Raw genomic sequence first — 16,589 nt, 5'->3', positions numbered from 1 at the left:
ATGCCTGCCATCCGGCCGGCTCAACAGGGCTTCACCCTCCTGGAAATGCTGGTGGTGCTGCTCCTGGTTGCCGTGGGTTTCGGCCTGCTGGCCTCGGGTATCTCCCAGGGGCTCAAGAGTGCCCAGGAGCGTCAGGTCAAACGTGATCTGAGCCTGGCGTTACGCCAGGTCCGAAGCCAAGCCATCAGTACTGGACAACCGGCCTCCCTGCGCCTGGATGTGCTGCGCAACAGCTATCAGATGCCCGGTAAGACACCGCGCCACTTGCCGGACGGCATGACCCTGCGCCTGACGACGGCGGCCACTGCCGATAGCGATGGAGGGGCAGTCGGGCTGATCACCTTCTACCCCAACGGCGGCTCCACTGGCGGGCACCTGTATCTGGCGCGCGGCAGCCAAGCGACGCGCATTGATATCGACTGGCTCACCGGACGGGTCGACTGGCGGGGTGGGCAACAGCCATGACGCCTTTGCCTCCCCGCCAGCAGCGTGGCTTTACCCTGGTCGAATTACTCGCGGCGATTGTCGTCCTGAGCATTGGGTTTGCAGTCGTACTCAACACCCTGGGTTACGCCACCCAGGCACTGGCGAGGGATGGTCAGACAACCCGAATGGCGCTGATGGCCACTTCGCTGATGGCCGAGTATGGAGAAGGCCTGGGCAGCGGCGCCCACCTGGAAGGGACTCGCGACGGTATCCAATGGCGCCTGAGCGCCACCCCACTTAGGGGTGAGGGGGCCATTGTCCTTGACCAGCTAGAACTCATGCTGGTCAAGGACAGCCGGCAGGAACGCTTTGTCACGCTCAAGGCCATCAAGCGTCCTGCGGGGGGCCTGCCATGAGGCAAGGCCAGCGCGGGTTTACGCTGCTGGAAGTGCTGCTCGCCCTGAGCTTCCTCGGCTTGCTGATGGTGTTGGTCGGCTCCGCCCTGGGCTCCGGTAATCACTTGCTGCTGCTCAGCGAAAAACACACCGATCGCCTGACCCAAGTGAGGACCGCGCAGAACTTTCTGCGCAGTGCACTCCAGCAGGCGCTGGCCGAAGATTTTGGCCACGCGGCGGATCAAGAACAGGTGTTCGAAGGAGAGCGACAACGCATGCGTTTCGTTTCTCCGCTGCCCGCACAACTCGCTGCTGGCGTCCAGGTGCATACCCTTGAAGTGGTGGCCGGCCCGGCTGGTGTCAGTCGCTTGCAAATCAGTTTCAGCCAGGACCGCACGGATGGGCCGCATCCCTGGGGCAATCCCCAGATCCTGGTGCAGGAGGCCCAGGGTCTGCGCTTGAGCTACAGAGGCCTGGACCCCAACCACCAGCCGACCGCCTGGCTGGAGCGCTGGCCCTGGCCGGACCGTCTGCCCCAGGCCGTGCGTATCGACGTCGATACCCGCGGAGCCGGCCTGTGGCCCACGCAAATCGTGGCCTTGCGCCTGGATTCCGAGGTGACCCCATGAGTCGCCAGCGCGGCGCCGCATTGATCATGGTCTTGTGGGCCATCGCCCTGCTGGGACTGATGATGGGCAGCCTGGTCGAGATACTGCGCCTGGAAAACCGCCAGAGCGCTTTTGCACTGCAACACAGCCGCGCCCTGCTGGCCGCACAAGCGGGCTTGGCGTTGGCGGTCGAAGGGTTGTTTGCCTATCCGGCGCGCACGGTGGCTGACGGGCGTGTGTACTCATTGCCCTTCGAACAGGCCACGCTGAGCCTTAAAGTCAGCAGCGAGCGCGGCAAACTGGATTTGAATTTTGCCGCGCTGGACAGCTTCGCACGCCTGGCCCATGGCCTCGGGGCAACCGCCGAACAGGCTCGGCAATGGAGTGAAAGCCTGGGCCAACAGCGCAGCATCGGCCCCCTTAAAGCACTCGAACAGTTGCAGCAGTTACCGGGCATGGAGGCACGCCTGTATGAGCGCTTGCTACCGCACCTCACGTTATGGTCCGGCCTTACGGTACCGGATGTGGATGCGGCCAGCCCCGAACTGCTGGCCTTGCTCAAACTGTCACGGTCAAAGGTCGCGCTCCAGCGGGGCCCTGAGTCGGTGGTTAACGTGCGAGTCCTGGCGACGCTGGAGAATCAGGTTTCGGCTTCTCTGGAGGCCGTGGTTTTTCTCTCACCACAAGGAAGCGGTCAACGACCGTATCGGGTGCTGCGCTGGAAAGAATGAATCTGCTGATCCAGCCCCTGGCTGACCGGCTACAGCCCTTGATCCGCTGGCTACTGCTGCGCTGGCGAGGGTCGCCGCTGCCCGGATTCCTTGCTTGGTGGCGGGCAGAGCTCCTGGCCTGCCTGCCCGCCTCCTGGCGAGCCAGGATCAACCCCGAGAAAAAACAGCCGTTGCTGTTTTCACGGGACGAGCGTTTCTGGACCGGGGACGTTGGGCAACTGCAACCGGCCACCTCCCCATCGACATCGGGTACACCGATCCTGGTCCTGTTGCCGCACCAGCGTTTGCTCCATGAAGTGTCGCTGCCAGCGGCGGTGGCCCAGGACCTTACCTCGATGCTGTCGTTCGAGATGGACAAATACACCCCATTCAAGGCCAGCCAGGTTTATTTCGACTGTGTCCGCCTGCCCTCTGCCCACGACTCGCTGATCCGCATTCGCCTGGCCGTGGTCAGCCGTGAACGGCTGGATTCACTGCTCGATCAGGCGCAACAGGCCGGTCATTCGATCATGGCGGTTGATGTGCTGGATGAGCACGGCACACGTTTGCACGTCGACTTGCTGGCACCCCATCGCCGGGCCCGCATACGCCGCTCGCTGATGCGGCCAGCTCCGGCCCTCGCGCTGGTCGCCCTGGTCATGGCGCTGGCCTGCCTGCAACTCTGGTTGCACAACCGCCAGCAGGCCCTTGAAGACATGCGGCAGCAGGTCAAGACCCTGCAACAACAAACGCAACAGGTCCAGGCGCTCAATCAGCAGATCGACGACACCCTCGATGCTCAACGCTATGTCGTGGAACGGCGGGCACAAACCACCTCAATGGCGGCGCTGCTCAATGAGTTGAGCCAATGCATCCCGCTGAACACCACCCTGGAGTCCCTGAACATCAATCCGGACGGCCAGGTCAGCCTGATCGGCCAAAGCAGCCAGGCCAGCGCCCTGATCAGCGCCATGAAAGCCTGCCGTAGCCTGGAAGGCATCAATTTCCAGGGCGTCATCCAGCCAGACCCCGTCACCGGCCAGGACCGCTTCAGCATGCTCGCCACCCTACGCAAAGCGGAGGCCAGCCATGCGCCTGCGACCAAACCCCGCTAGCCAGCGCGCCCTGGCCCTGGCCCTGGCCGCTTTGAGCCTGGTCGGGGGGTACTTTCTGACCTTGCATGTTTGGTTCAGCCAGCCTTTGTTGGCCATTGCCGATGAGATGGCGCTGCTACGCCACAACCAGCAACGCTACGTGGCATTGTCCAGCCAGCGTCCTGCACTGGAACACTCGCTGGCCCAGGTCAGGCGCTCATCCGTGGGCAATGAAAACCTGCTGGCCGATTCCGACATGGGCGCGGCCACCGCACAACTGATGCAGTTGATCGCTGCCGATTTGCAGGTAGTCGCCACGGTGGGCGATGGCTGCACGCTGACCAATCGAACCCCGGTGCCGGTCACCCAGCAAGGGCCCTATCGGCAAGTCAGTGTGCGGATCAACCTCGAATGCGCCATCGAGCCTCTGGCCGGCCTGCTGCATCGCCTGGAAAACGGCAAGGTCTCGCTGTTCATCGAGTCCTTGCGGATCGAGAGAAGCCGGGGCCAGCTTGCCAGCTCAAATCGCCTGGCCGCACAACTGCTGATCAGCGCCTACCTGCAAAACCCAACGCCAAAAGGAGCGACGCCATGACGCGCTTGTCGCCCTCGCTTCGTTGGCTGATTGCAGCCGTACTGGGCCTCTTGGGGGTACTCCTGACCTTGCTCAACGGCGTTGGAACCAAGGTTCAGTGGCTACCTGCACTCGATCCATCGGCAGCCCCGGTGAAAGCGGCCGTCACTGCCGGGCCCATGCCCGTGGCGCTGTCGGCATATGAATACACCTGGAAAAAGCCACTGTTCAACGCCCATAGGCAGCCTGACCCGCCATCCTCCCCAGCCACCGACAAGGCGCCATCGTCGCTCAACGGCCTGAGCCTGACCGGCGTCATCGCTTCCGGAGCCCTGCGCAAGGCCTTTTTCAAGACCAGCGACGGGCAACAGCTGGCAGCCCTCGAACAGCAACAACTGCCCAATGGCTGGCGAGTCGAGCGGATCGAACCGACACACGTCACGTTGACCCAGGGCGCCAACATCCAAACGCTGAAGCTGCTGCTATTGAAAGTGCCGCAGAACACACCGTCTCTCCCCTCTTTGCCTGACACTTCCAAGGACAGCGATCTGTGAGAAAACGATTCATCTACACTGGCTTGGCCGGCGCGATGGCGCTCTGTGGTTGTACAACACCCGCCACCGACAGCGCCCGGGACGACAAGCTGATCAAGGAAGCCTTGTCCGGCACCGGTACTGATCGCACACCACTGCCGATCCCGGCGCCAAAAGCATCGCCAATGGCGATCATCACACCGCCGACCACGACCCGGGTTGTCCAGGGCAACCAGCACTTCATCAATAAAAAACCGTCAGCGCCGCCCCAAGCCGCGACGGCATCGCAAGAGCCAGGCGTCACCTTCAACTTCGCCAATGTTTCGATCCAGGCCGTGGCCAACACCATCCTGGGTGATGTGCTGAAGGAGAACTACAGCATCGCCCCGGGTGTGGCGGGCGACGTCACCTTCTCGACCTCCAGGCCCGTCGACAAGAACCAGGCTTTCTCGATCCTGGAAACCCTGTTGGCGCTGACCAGGAACGCCATTATCCGGCAGAACGGCAGTTACGTTGTGCTGCCGGCGAACACGGCGATCGCCGGCCGGCTCGCGCCGCAGCTGGCATTGCCACAACCCGGCAGCGGCATGACGGCCCGGTTCTTTCTGCTCAACTATATTTCCGCACCGCAAATGCAAAAGCTCTTGCAGCCCATGGCCCGGGACAATGCCTTCGTGCAGGTCGACGCCGCCCGCAACCTGCTGATCATGGCGGGCACTCCCGATGAGCTGAACAACTATCAGCAGACCATCGACACCTTCGATGTCAATTGGCTCAAGGGCATGTCCGTCAGCGTCTTCGGGCTCAAGCACGCCAACGTCAGCAAGTTGATGCCTGAGCTTGAGCATTTGTTCGGAGCGCAAAGCACGACACCCCTGGCCGGGATGTTGCGTTTCCTGCCGATCGAACGCACCAACTCCATCGTGGTGATCTCTTCTCAGCCGCAGTACCTCAGTGATGTCGGGCGCTGGATCGAAGCCATTGACCAGGGCGGCGGCAATGAACCGCAAATGTATGTGTACGACGTGCGCAACATGAAGGCCACTGACCTTGCCAAGTACCTGCGGCAGATCTACGGCAATGCAAAAATCACCGATGAGCCGGCCGCCCAGGTAGCGCCCGGCCTGCGTACGGTCACCCTGTCGAGCAATGGTTACGGTACTGGCAGCGACAGCAGCGGCAATGTTTCAGGCCTGCCATCGGGCATCAATGGGATCGGTGGTAACGGCAACGCTGAAGGCACCAACGCGGCACAGCCGGAAGAAGAGTTCGAGGCCAGCAGCGAGGATCAGGCGCAGGCCGAAAACGCCACGAGCAACGAAACATTCGACAATTCGGTGCGCATCACGGCCCAGAAAAGCAGCAACCAATTGTTGGTGCGCAGCCGGCCGGCGCAATGGGCTGAAATCGAGTCGGCGATACAACGCCTGGACAATCCCCCCCTGCAGGTGCAGATCGAAACACGCATTCTCGAAGTCAGCCTGACCGGTTCTCTGGAGCAAGGCGTGCAATGGTACCTGGGGAACCTGGCGGGCCACTCGACCACTCCTGGCGTGCAGAACACCTCGGGTAGCCAGGGTGCGTTGGGCGGAGGCGGCGTCGAGGTGAAATCGGCTTCGCTGTTCTACTCCTTTGTCAGCAACAACTTCCAGGTGGCCTTGCGCGCGCTGGAAACCAGCGGCAACACCAAGGTGCTCTCGGCGCCCTCGCTGGTGGTGATGAACAACCAGCAAGCGCGGATCCAGGTGGGCAACAACATCCCGATTAGCCAGACCACTATCAATACCGGGGTCGGAGCCATCCAGACCAGCTCAGTGCAGTACGTACAGACCGGGGTGATCCTCAATGTGGTGCCACGCATCAACCCCGGCGGCTTGGTGTACATGGACATCCAGCAGCAGGTCAGCGACGCCACGCCGACCGCCAGCGGCGGAACCGGCACGACGGCGACGCCACCGGCCAACCCCACCATCTCGACCCGCGCGGTGTCTACCCAAGTCGCCGTGCAAAGCGGCCAGACTGTCCTGCTGGGCGGCCTGATCAAGCAAAACCAGGTAGAGGCCAATCGCAGCGTACCGTACCTGGGCAAGGTGCCAGGCCTGAAGTGGCTGTTCGGCACAACCACCCGCAATGACGACCGGTCGGAACTGATCGTGCTCATCACCCCACGGGTGATCACCGGCAACAGCGAGGCGCGCCAGGTGACGGATGAGTATCGCCAGCGCTTCCAGCTTATCCAGCCACTGCAAAAACTTTGAAAGATCAGGGCGCTGAAAAGCCTGTGCAGCGACTGTCCAGGCTCAATTGCAGTGGTCACCTCATCCCGGCACCGCGTTGAGTTTTTCTCGGCCTGAGCTGGGGGCATCCATCGTTGAACGGGAGCGGTCGATCACTGCTCGTAATACGCAGCCCGGACCGCATCTCTGGGCTGGTTCAGCGTTCCTCCCTGCCAGATAAAAGTGGGTGTTGAACGCCCCAGTAATGACCGTTTGTCGCATGGCTATTTGCTATTAACCATGCCGACTACAGTGATCTTGCGTCACCGTCGGGTACCAGAAAGCTGGGCACCCATCGTAATCGCCAGTCAATGCAGAATGGAGTTCTCATAATGGCCATCAGCGCTGTCGTAAACGCAGTCTTCAACATCGATAACAAAACCTACACTGCCTCGCTCGCCATCCCCAGTTCCGCCCCCACAGCGGCAGCACCGTTCCTGTTCAGCGTCGTTTCCCAGGCTCCCGAAGCTGGCGGCAAGACGCCGGACCCGGAAACCCTGCTGGAAGTCGCCGTGGGCACGACCAATCAGGTGTACGTCGCCGTGTCGCCACCGATGGACGTGATCTCGGGCGCGATCGGCAGCGATGTGGTCAAAGACCTGAACGTGGTCGTCTCGGAAGGTACCTACAATTCCAAGACCCACACCTTCAGCTGATTCACGTTCGCCTACGTGGAGGGGCAAGAGTCATTGCCCCACTACTTCGTACCTCGCCTGCGGGAGGGCCGCTCGCCCATGGATATCCGCGTATCGGCACATTTTGCTTGGTCAGAGATTTTCGGTGGCAAGTTCGCCACCCAGAGCAAGTGCCAACTGGACTTGTCACGCCAATACAGCCTGATCTACGCGGACCTGGCCTCCGCTAATTCTGGCGGGATGGATGTTCTTGAGCTGATCAACAACGCCTTCAATACGCAACTGCCCACTGGCCGCTTACTGGTACAGGATGCAGGCTTCTTCACCTTCAGCCATTTCGGCAGCGGTACGCCGCCCAGCGGCACGAATCTGTTCAGCATTTTTCCACAAACGCCGGTTCCCACGAGCGTGGCGAAAACCACGCTGACCATGGATAACACCTGCGGGTTCTGGCTGACGGTCAGCCTCAAGGACATAGAACTGTTCGGCAGCCTGGTGCAGATCGGTTACGACACCTCGGCAGGCGCCGGTGACACGCTCTCCTTGTCTGCCGTACTTGCCAGCGGCAGCGCGGCTGGCACCGCAGTCAAGCAGGCGTTCTACGCGGCGGCGCTTCCCAATATCAAGCTGTTTGGCCTGTTCGGTTTTGAGAACATCAAAATCAACTATCAGTTCACCACGGCCAGGCAACTGAGCGTCATCGGCAACCTCAGCGTCTCGGTGTTCGACAACAACTATGCCTTTAGTGGTGCGCTGGTTTCCGACGATGTAAACAAGACCTTCGCGGCCTGCCTGCAGTCGGCTACGCCTGACGCCAGCATCCCCACATTGTTCGGTGGGGCCATGACCGGTATCTCGTTCAGCAACCTGATGTTCGGCGTCTTCGCTCGCTATGGCGGCCCCAGCGCGCAGAAGAACTTTCAGGTACAAGGCACCGTCAAGGTGGGGTCGGCCCAGCTCACCGGATACATCTACCTGCAGAACACCACCCCTCAGGTGGCCAGTGTCAAAGTCGACAAGACCCTCTCGATCGGTGATGTGTTCAACCAATGCATCGGTGAGGCGGTGTGGCCCAGTTCGCTGATCAACATCGTGTTCAAGGCCGGCAGCCAGCTCTACTACTGCAAGACGGCCGGCAGCCAGCCATTGAGCCTGGATACGTTCGCCTGCCCCATCGCGCCGGGCACATTGCCTGCCACGCCTCCGGCCAGCAGCATCGCCTACCAACCGGGTTTCAATATCCAGGCGCTGTTTGACCTGACGCTGGTCACCACCTTCGAGGTGGTTGGCAACATCCAGATCGCCAAGGACGGTGTCACCGCTTCCATCGCCCTGGGCAATCCCATCGACATCTACATCCTGACCATTGCCGCGCCGAAGGCGACCAGCGCCACTGGTGGCCCGGCACTCGCCATCTCCACGGTCTCGGGCAAGCAGTCGATGGGGTTTGCTGGCAGCTTGTGGTTCATGCAGGCATCGTTCGGCGTCGATGTCAGCGTGATGACCAGCAAGAACAGCAAGGGCAACATGCAGATCGACGGCACGCTCACCTCTCTGTCCGATTACTCGCCGTTTCTGCCGAAAAATGTCTCGCTGGGTGTGCGCTACAGCAAGGATGGTGGTTTCCAGGTCACCAACTGGCCAAGCTTCGACTACCTGACCCAGGCGATAGACTTCATCAAGACACTGCAAAAGCTGTCCGAACAAGGCAGTTCCGGCTGCGGTAAGTTGGTAGATTTCGCCTTCAAGACCTTGCTCAAATCGACATTCAATATCAGCGTGTCGTTCAGCACGCAGGACAACGGCGTCAGCCTGCAACTGGATGGCAAGTACACCCTGACGATCGCCGACACCTCGTTGACCGCCGCAGCGATCCCCTTCCCTGGCATTGTCTCGATTCCCCTGCCTAACTCGATCAAGATGTCGGAGCTCGGGGCCTATATCGACCGCGCCCTGGCCAGCGCGGCGGAATCGTTCGTGCAAGGCCTGCTCAAGAACAGCGAGGCCATTGCCACCTTGATTGCGCTGACGGCGGGCAAGGCTGCCGCCTCTTACGCAGCCACGCTGGCATGCCAGCAACTGATAGACGGCGCCGCCGCCGACGCCGTGGCTTCAACCGCAGCTTCGGCACTGGCCGCATCCGAAGCGGCCGCCGCTGGAGCCGCGGGCGCCGCGGCGGCGGTAGCAGGTGCGGTTGCGAGCATCATCGCGATCGTCGGCGGAACCGGTACGGGGACGGGCACTGGAACCGGCACAGGTACTGGAACCGGTACGGGCACAGGCACTGGAACGGGCACCGGCACGGGGACGGGCACCCAAAGCCCGCCCGACCACCCCAGCGTCAGCGTCGCCAACCGGGTAGTGACACTCGCCTGGGGCGGTGGCCAGGGGAACGCCGGCTATCATGCGCAACTGCTCGACAGCGCAGCAAAAGTCCTGCTCGACCAACCTGGCCTGGACGTCGCCGCGCGCGACACCCATTTCGATTTCGACGCCCAATGGCTCCCCGGCCCTTACAAGGCCCAGGTGCAGGGTACTCATGGCGATGCCAAGACGGTATGGGTCGGTGCATCATTCCAGCGTCTTGCCGCGCCGACAGCCCTGCAGGCGCACAACGAGAGCAGCATCATCGCACCTGACTGTGGAGTGATGCTGAGCTGGGCGGCCGTGCCCGAAGCGCAGTCTTATGTCCTCTCCAGCGTGCATGGCGGTAGCACCTGGGTCCCCGACCGGAACATTACGCCCCCCCAACCGCAACAGCCACCGCCTACGCAGTGCGTCGTCACCTTCGAGGCGGCGGCGCCTGCCGGCAACTTTGGCTTCAGCCTGGTGACACATGGCAGCAGCACCACCGTGGCTAGCCCGGCCAGCGACGTGCTGACCCTGGTTCGCCTGGACCAGCCGTTGAACCTGCAAGCCAGCAGTGCCGGCAGCAACGTCACCCTGCGCTGGCAAGCAGTGGCCAATGCCACACGCTATCAGGCGGTCATACACAGCGCCGGCAGTCCGTTGCAAGTGACCCCGTTGCAAGCCAGTGCCCAGGGCCAAGAGTGGGTTGCGAAACTGACCCTCACCGGTGCCGCCGGCTCGCCACGACTCTACCAACTACAGGTCCAGGCCATCCCTGCCGAGGGCCAGAACGACATCGTGCCCGGTGTGCCTTCGACCACGGTCGACGTCACCATCACGCTGTACGCCAGCGCTCTAGAGATGGCGACGGCTCTTAACAGCCAGAAGGTCGATGGAGTCCATTGCGCCCAACAATTGCTGGACGCCTTCCCGAGCCTGACCCTCGACACCCTGGCCAGTGCCATGGCCGGGGGCGGTTACGCCATGGCCGACACCAGCAAGGGCCTCATGGCCGTTTGGCCGCAGACCTCGCCCCAGGACCTGGCGGCCGCGCTGGCGCAGGCCTACCCGGACCCGGTGCAGATGGCCAGCCGTCTGCGGGCCCAGGGCGTAGCCGGTGTCGACTGTGGGCCGCAATTGGCCCACGCGTTCCCCGCCCTGACCCTCAACACCCTGGCCAGCGCCATGGCCGGGGGCGGTTACGCCATGGCCGACACCAGCAAGGGCCTCATGGCCGTTTGGCCGCAGACCTCGCCCCAGGACCTGGCGGCCGCGCTGGCACAGGCCTACCCGGACCCGGTGCAGATGGCCAGCCGTCTGCGGGCCCAAGGCGTAGCCGGTGTCGACTGTGGGCCGCAATTGGCCCACGCGTTCCCTGCCCTGACCCTCGACACCCTGGCCAGTGCCATGGCCGGGGGCGGTTACGCTGTGGCCGACACCAGCAAGGGCTTGCTCGCGGCTTGGCCACAGACGCCACCGCAAGCCTTGGCGGAGGCGCTGATCCAGGCGTACCCCGGTCCCGTGCAAACGGCTCGTGCGCTACGAGCCCAGGGTGCGACCGGCGCGGCCTGTGCAATCGCTCTGCACAAGGCATTCCCCGAACTGCTCGCCAAGGACTTGGCCGCCGCCATGGCGCAAGCCGGATACCCCGCCGAAGATACCGGCGCGGGGCTCAAGGCGGCGTTGCCCGGCTTGTCTCCCTTGGATCTGTCCACCGCGCTGGTCAGCGCTTACCACTGAAGCAAGGAGCCCTGTATGACAACCGATGTCCCGAGCCTGATCCGGCTCCTGCAGCCCTTGCGCCAGCAAGGCATGACTGCCGTGCAAGCCGCGAATACCGTGCTGGCACAGTTCAACACCGGCAGCGCTGGCGCACGCCTAGCCGATGCATTCGGACCACACGTATCCCTGGTCCAGGCGCTGGTTCAGGTCTATGCGCCTGTCACGCTCCCCGAGATGGCCAGCATCCTGCACCAGCTCTATCCGGACCTCGGGCCGGTAGCGGTCGGCAAGATCCTGCTGGCGCCGGGTGTGTTCCCCCATACCACCGCCGAGCAAATGCAGAGTGCGCTGGTTTCGGCAGGCTTTTCACCGGCAGCAGTGGCGCAGGCCATCAAGGAGCTCTACCCCGCTCCACCCGTCCAGGAGCCCTTCGCGGCGATTGCCACCTCGATGCAAGGCGGCAACCGAGGCATCGAATTGTGGGTAGCCGGCACACCCGGGCAGGTATGGACCTTGTACCAACGAACCCCAGGCGCAAACTGGAGCGCCTGGGAGGGGCCGGGCTTCAAGAACCAGCCCAAGCCATTGATGCAACTGGCCGCTGCGCTACAGAACAATGGAAACGTACTGTTTGCCGGGCTGGACGGCGCAGGCAGCGTCTGGACCTGTGGCCAGGGCAGTCCCGGCGGCGACTGGAACGCCTGGAATGGTCCCAACGTAGGTGCCCAGCCTTGTGCCTTCGAGCAACTGGCGGCTTCGCAACAAGGTGGCCACAGGGGCGTCGAGCTCTGGGCCGCCGGTGCTGACGGGCAAGTCTGGACCTTGTACCAACTCACTGCAGGCGGCGCCTGGAGCCATTGGGAGGGCCCCGGATTCAAGGGCCAGCCCACTCCTCTGTTCAAACTGGCAGCCGCGCAGCAGAACAATGGCAACGTGATGTTCTGGGGGCTGGACCGCGAGGGTCGGTTGTGGGGCATCGGCCAACAGTCGCCGGGTGGCGACTGGGGTGCTTGGCAAGGCCCTGGCTTTGTCGGCCAGCCCGAACCCTTCACCGCTATCGCTGCCTCGGAACAGCTCGGCAACCGGGGTGTGGAACTATGGGGCATTGGTGCCAGTGGTCAGCTGTGGACGTTGTACCAGACCACTGCCGGCGGCCCCTGGAGCCGTTGGGAAGGCCCCGGCTTCAAGCAACAGCCGGCGCCCATGAAGAAAGTGGCGGCGGCCTTGCAGAACACGGGCTGCGTACTGCTCTGGGCTGTCGACAACGATAACCAGCTGTGGCAGATCGCCCAAGGATCACCGGGTGGTGACTGGGCCGGCTGGACGCGCACCAGCCCTCCACCGCAGGGCTGATCGGCCTCTCTGCCCCTCCTTAATCCTTAAGAGGAATACCCGCATGACAATCGACGTACCAACCTTGAGCAAGCTTCTGCAACCCCTCAAGGAGCAGGGCATGGGGCCGGGTGAGGCCGTACGCGTGGCGCTGGCATCGGCAACGGCATCGGCTGCAACCGGCGTCGGCGCCAGGGCGTTCTCGCTACCGCAGCAGGCGTTCGTTCACAACGGCGCCGTGGTGGCCGAAGCGGTACACAACGTGTTCTCGCCCATCACTGCCGCAGCACTGGCGATCATCCTGCGCGAGACCTATCCGAATCTGACTGCCCTTGAAATAGGTGGAATCATCCTCGCGCCCAACGTCTTGCCCGGCACGCCAGCGCCCGAAATGGCCAGTGCCCTGGCTGGCGCGGGTTTCGATGCCAATAGCACCAGCGATGCCGTCAATGTGCTGTACCCGATCACCCTGACCGTACAGGCCAACCAGGCCTGGCAGGCCAGCGGGCTGAATGTGACCGGCCGCCAGGTCACGCTGATCAGTGCCCAAGGGTCGTGGACCGCCAACCCCGCCAACGGCATGGTGGGTCCCGCCGGCGACTCTCGCTTCAAAGCCCCCGCACGCTACACCTTGCCGGGTGCACCGGAAGGCGCACTGATCGGCAAGATCGGCAGCAATGGGCCATTTCTCGTAGGAGCCTACGTGCAAGCGCCAGCGGGTCAGTCGGGACCGCTGCAATTGTGTATCAACGATGACTTGGATGGGGTCTACGGCGTAGGTTTGCGCGACAACGTCGGCACACTGCAAGTAAGCCTGCAAACAAAGGGGAACTGAGCACGCCAGCCTGGTATCGCAAGGTGCCGGGCACGCCTGCACTCCCTACTATCCCTGCCCTGCACGCTCGCGTTCACCGTAAAGCAGCGTGATGTTGATGCGCGCGCTGGTGTAGCCAGGACGGAACGCCAGCGGCGCAGTGGCATGAAACAGGTCCGAATTGAAGATGACCGCACGATTGCAGCGATAGGGAATCACCAGCGGCTGTGCCCCTGAGGCCCGCAGGAAAGCGTCGATCCGATCACCCTGTCGGTTGTACGTTTCGAAGTCCCAGTCCATTGGGGCCTCGACGTCGTAGATCACCAACCCACCCGAGTTCTTGTCCAGGTTGGCGTCGTCGGGGGTGATCCAGAAATTCACGTTCACCGCAGCGAAGTCGGCATGCGGATAGGTCGCCGGCTGGTCGTGCCCATATTTGAATCCCCACAGTTGCAACAGCGGATGCCGCGTGCCGATCACCTTGGGAAAGTACTGCTGGATCTGCTCAGCAACTTGCAGCAGCAACGGGCAGTTGAAGCCTTCCCTGAAGAACGCCCCCAGGCGGCCATGGGCATAACGGTTGGTGTGCCAGACAGTGGATTGCAGGCAAAACGCTTGCAACTGCTGCAATGCTTGCGGTGTTAGAAAGTCATCGATCACTACGATGCCCAGCGGGCTCTGCTGGTAATCCTGCTCCGCTCCACGCAGCGCCGGGCTATCGTTCAACGCACCTTCATCCAGATGTGCGGCCGGCAGATGATGGATGACTCGACCGTAGGTGGAGGACAGTGGCCATGACGCGAGCAACTGCTGTTGCAAGAGGCTGTCGCTCTCGTTGAAGCGCTGCAACGCGGTTTCATAGCCGTCGATCACGGCATCCAGTTGCGGACCTATCAACTGCCGATCACGCAGGTAGCGCATCTGCTCAAGGTCATGGCTCAGCTTGCTCCGGCTGAGTTTCGGCGCGGGCCTGGGAACGTCGGGTATATCGCCTGGCAGCGCGTGCCAGGTACTGCCGCGAGTGACCGCGGCATGACGCAAGGCCCAATGTCCCGCTGCGCCAAGGTCATTGACCCGCAGCGCCGTGCTCGTGAGGTTGTCCAGCACTTCAGGATCCTGCGGATACAGCTCGACCAGCACCTGCCACATCCCCCGCGCGGCGTCGTACTGCCCCAGATGCACATACAGGTGGGCAAGCAGATAGGCCAGATTGGCCCGGGCCAGCACATAACCGGGTTCCAGGCGCAGGGCGCACTTGTAACTGCTGATGGCGTCTTCGTTGCGGCCCTGGGCTTGCGATACCCAACCCAGGTTGTTGTGCGCAATGGACCAGTCCGGTTGGTGTTCCACGGCGTATCGAAAGCAGGCTTCGGCGGCCTCGAAACAGCCTTGCAGGCACAACCGATGACCTTCGTCGTTCTGCGCCAGCACCTGCTCCGCAAAGCGTTTTGCGGCCCACAAGGCCGAGGGCGCTTGTGCCGTTCCGTAGCGCGGGCTCGATGCGGGTGCCGTCAAGCGAACCCCCGGGATTGTTTCAGTCTCTGGCTCAGTTGCATGGCATCGATAATGGCCTGGTTGACGGTTGTTTCCAGCGCAGGACTCCCAAGATCGATCTGTTGCCCGGCCTGGCGAGTGTCGTTAAGCGCAGACCCGCCAGGCTCCCGGCCTTGGGTCGCATGCAGAAACCGCCTTTGGTCGTTTAGATCATCTTGGTGTGTTGGGTCAAGTGCAGTGCGTGAACGATAGACAGGGCGCGCAATCTTGCAAGGGAACCGCAGCAAAAGTGGCGGCCAGAGGTTACTTACAGTCCTGGTTCAGTACTTGCAGTCTTGCCAAGGCGCGTCGGAGTGGCCGACCTGATCGCCGTGATGGATGCGGTCGCAGGCAGTGAGCCGGCCATAACGCTTGTTTCACTACTAGGCTTAGACCCGGACGCATTCCTGGTCCAACGGCGTTACCAAGATATCGGGGATGCACCTGCACTCCCCGCCCGGGTATTGGGCGTCACTCGATCCACAAGTACAGATCATGAAGGAACTCGGAATATGAGCACTGTCACGACCAAAGATGGCGTTGAGATCTACTACAAGGACTGGGGCCCGCGGGACGGCAAGGTCATCCATTTCCACCACGGTTGGCCACTCAGTTCAGACGACTGGGATGCGCAGATGCTGTTCTTCGTGAACAAGGGATTTCGCGTGGTCGCCCACGATCGACGTGGCCATGGCCGCTCCAGCCAGGTTTGGGACGGCCATGATATGGACCACTACGCGGACGATGTCGCGGCGGTCGTCGAGAAGCTCGGGACCCAAGGTGCAATGCATGTCGGGCATTCGACGGGTGGCGGGCAAGTGGTGCGCTACATCGCTCGACATGGACAGGACAAGGTGTCAAAAGCCGTGCTGATCAGCGCGGTTCCACCACTGATGGTCAAGACGGCAAGCAACCCGGGTGGAACGCCCAAAGACGTGTTCGACGGTTTCCAAGCCGCGCTCGCGGCTAACCGCGCCCAGTTCTACTACGATGTTCCCGCAGGTCCCTTCTATGGCTATAACCGCCCAGGCGCCAAGCCATCGGAAGCGGTGATCTGGAACTGGTGGCGCCAGGGAATGATGGGGAGCGCAAAAGCGCATTACGATGGCATCGTCGCGTTCTCACAAACCGATTTCACCGAGGACCTGAAGGCTATTTCCATCCCCGTCCTGGTGATTCATGGCGATGACGATCAGGTCGTGCCTTACGCGGATTCCGGCGTGCTCTCTGCCAAGTTGGTCAAGAACGGCACACTCCACACCTATAAAGGAGCGCCGCACGGCATTCCGACTACCCACGCGGACCAGGTCAATGCCGACCTGCTGGCGTTCATAAACGCCTGACGCAATAGCACGTACTCCAGCCACTGCCGGCCTGCAGGATGCGGGTCGGTCTAGGCTTTGATGCTAAAAATGCTCCGTTCTGAAGAAAATACTCGCGTAGTGTTTGTCGTTGCTGACAAGACACCCATGAGTTTTGGGGATAACGCATTTAGCCTCATGTAAAACTTACCCGATGGTTGATTCGGGCAGAAAACCTTCTGGCCCATGCTCCAGGTATAAAAGCGCAGTAATGGATGCCTCAATGC

14 protein-coding genes are annotated in these 16,589 nt (G+C 62.2%); 13 read left to right on the top strand and 1 reads right to left on the bottom strand.

Annotated elements, in window-relative coordinates; all coding sequences use genetic code 11:
- The 12 genes from I9018_RS15670 (at position 1) to I9018_RS15615 (ending at position 13,489) form a co-directional block, all read left to right on the top strand.
- Positions 1-465: a GspH/FimT family protein gene (locus I9018_RS15670; protein ID WP_241110043.1), complete on the top strand. Its 465-nt coding sequence runs from the start codon at positions 1-3 to the stop codon at positions 463-465.
- Positions 462-842 (top strand): type II secretion system protein, encoded by a 381-nt coding sequence (locus I9018_RS15665; protein ID WP_124347607.1) that lies wholly within the window; start codon positions 462-464, stop codon positions 840-842. The genes I9018_RS15670 and I9018_RS15665 overlap by 4 nt, the downstream gene beginning before the upstream one ends.
- On the top strand, positions 839-1,450 hold the full coding sequence (locus I9018_RS15660) for a prepilin-type N-terminal cleavage/methylation domain-containing protein (protein WP_241110042.1): 612 nt from the start codon (positions 839-841) through the stop codon (positions 1,448-1,450). Before I9018_RS15665 ends, I9018_RS15660 begins: the two co-directional genes overlap by 4 nt.
- On the top strand, positions 1,447-2,160 hold the full coding sequence (locus I9018_RS15655) for a type II secretion system protein GspK (protein WP_241110041.1): 714 nt from the start codon (positions 1,447-1,449) through the stop codon (positions 2,158-2,160). Before I9018_RS15660 ends, I9018_RS15655 begins: the two co-directional genes overlap by 4 nt.
- Entirely contained in the window at positions 2,157-3,254 is a 1,098-nt protein-coding gene (locus I9018_RS15650) for a PilN domain-containing protein (RefSeq protein WP_241110040.1), read from the top strand. Before I9018_RS15655 ends, I9018_RS15650 begins: the two co-directional genes overlap by 4 nt.
- The gene (gspM, locus tag I9018_RS15645) at positions 3,229-3,828 is read left to right on the top strand and encodes a type II secretion system protein GspM (protein WP_241110039.1); all 600 of its coding nucleotides are present in this window, start codon (positions 3,229-3,231) and stop codon (positions 3,826-3,828) included. The genes I9018_RS15650 and gspM overlap by 26 nt, the downstream gene beginning before the upstream one ends.
- Positions 3,825-4,361, top strand: coding sequence for a general secretion pathway protein GspN (locus I9018_RS15640; RefSeq protein WP_241110038.1), 537 nt, complete (start codon positions 3,825-3,827; stop codon positions 4,359-4,361). The genes gspM and I9018_RS15640 overlap by 4 nt, the downstream gene beginning before the upstream one ends.
- A gap of 35 nt (positions 4,362-4,396) precedes the next feature.
- Positions 4,397-6,598, top strand: a complete 2,202-nt coding sequence (gene gspD, locus I9018_RS15635; RefSeq protein ID WP_241110152.1) for a type II secretion system secretin GspD — start codon at positions 4,397-4,399, stop codon at positions 6,596-6,598.
- Positions 6,599-6,948: 350 nt separating this feature from the next.
- Complete coding sequence (locus tag I9018_RS15630; protein ID WP_068576948.1) at positions 6,949-7,272, top strand: hypothetical protein; 324 nt, start codon at positions 6,949-6,951, stop codon at positions 7,270-7,272.
- A gap of 33 nt (positions 7,273-7,305) precedes the next feature.
- On the top strand, positions 7,306-11,340 hold the full coding sequence (locus I9018_RS15625; protein WP_241110037.1) for a hypothetical protein: 4,035 nt from the start codon (positions 7,306-7,308) through the stop codon (positions 11,338-11,340).
- A 15-nt stretch (positions 11,341-11,355) separates the two neighbouring features.
- Positions 11,356-12,675 (top strand): hypothetical protein, encoded by a 1,320-nt coding sequence (locus tag I9018_RS15620; RefSeq protein WP_068576946.1) that lies wholly within the window; start codon positions 11,356-11,358, stop codon positions 12,673-12,675.
- Between the two features lie 43 nt (positions 12,676-12,718).
- Positions 12,719-13,489: a hypothetical protein gene (locus I9018_RS15615; RefSeq protein WP_241110036.1), complete on the top strand. Its 771-nt coding sequence runs from the start codon at positions 12,719-12,721 to the stop codon at positions 13,487-13,489.
- A 48-nt stretch (positions 13,490-13,537) separates the two neighbouring features.
- Here I9018_RS15615 and I9018_RS15610 read toward each other — a convergent pair whose 3' ends face one another.
- Positions 13,538-14,983: a tetratricopeptide repeat protein gene (locus I9018_RS15610; protein WP_241110035.1), complete on the bottom strand. Its 1,446-nt coding sequence runs from the start codon at positions 14,981-14,983 to the stop codon at positions 13,538-13,540.
- A gap of 530 nt (positions 14,984-15,513) precedes the next feature.
- Here I9018_RS15610 and I9018_RS15605 point away from each other — a divergent pair.
- Positions 15,514-16,344 (top strand): alpha/beta hydrolase, encoded by an 831-nt coding sequence (locus I9018_RS15605; protein WP_022644483.1) that lies wholly within the window; start codon positions 15,514-15,516, stop codon positions 16,342-16,344.
- Positions 16,345-16,589: the final 245 nt, after the last annotated feature.

The sequence above is a fragment of the Pseudomonas sp. MPFS genome (genome assembly GCF_022537035.1).
Lineage (GTDB): Bacteria > Pseudomonadota > Gammaproteobacteria > Pseudomonadales > Pseudomonadaceae > Aquipseudomonas > Aquipseudomonas sessilinigenes.
The sequence above is the reverse complement of the archived record's forward strand: the minus strand, read 5'-3'. Positions and strand labels throughout refer to the sequence as shown.

Coding starts and splice junctions, on each gene's coding strand:
- I9018_RS15650 (WP_241110040.1), top strand. CDS start 2,157: ATGAATCTGCTGATCCAGCCCCTGGCTGACCGGCTACAGCCCTTGATC.
- I9018_RS15655 (WP_241110041.1), top strand. CDS start 1,447: ATGAGTCGCCAGCGCGGCGCCGCATTGATCATGGTCTTGTGGGCCATC.
- gspD (WP_241110152.1), top strand. CDS start 4,397: ATGGCGCTCTGTGGTTGTACAACACCCGCCACCGACAGCGCCCGGGAC.
- I9018_RS15630 (WP_068576948.1), top strand. CDS start 6,949: ATGGCCATCAGCGCTGTCGTAAACGCAGTCTTCAACATCGATAACAAA.
- I9018_RS15665 (WP_124347607.1), top strand. CDS start 462: ATGACGCCTTTGCCTCCCCGCCAGCAGCGTGGCTTTACCCTGGTCGAA.
- I9018_RS15620 (WP_068576946.1), top strand. CDS start 11,356: ATGACAACCGATGTCCCGAGCCTGATCCGGCTCCTGCAGCCCTTGCGC.
- I9018_RS15605 (WP_022644483.1), top strand. CDS start 15,514: ATGAGCACTGTCACGACCAAAGATGGCGTTGAGATCTACTACAAGGAC.
- I9018_RS15640 (WP_241110038.1), top strand. CDS start 3,825: ATGACGCGCTTGTCGCCCTCGCTTCGTTGGCTGATTGCAGCCGTACTG.
- I9018_RS15660 (WP_241110042.1), top strand. CDS start 839: ATGAGGCAAGGCCAGCGCGGGTTTACGCTGCTGGAAGTGCTGCTCGCC.
- gspM (WP_241110039.1), top strand. CDS start 3,229: ATGCGCCTGCGACCAAACCCCGCTAGCCAGCGCGCCCTGGCCCTGGCC.
- I9018_RS15615 (WP_241110036.1), top strand. CDS start 12,719: ATGACAATCGACGTACCAACCTTGAGCAAGCTTCTGCAACCCCTCAAG.
- I9018_RS15670 (WP_241110043.1), top strand. CDS start 1: ATGCCTGCCATCCGGCCGGCTCAACAGGGCTTCACCCTCCTGGAAATG.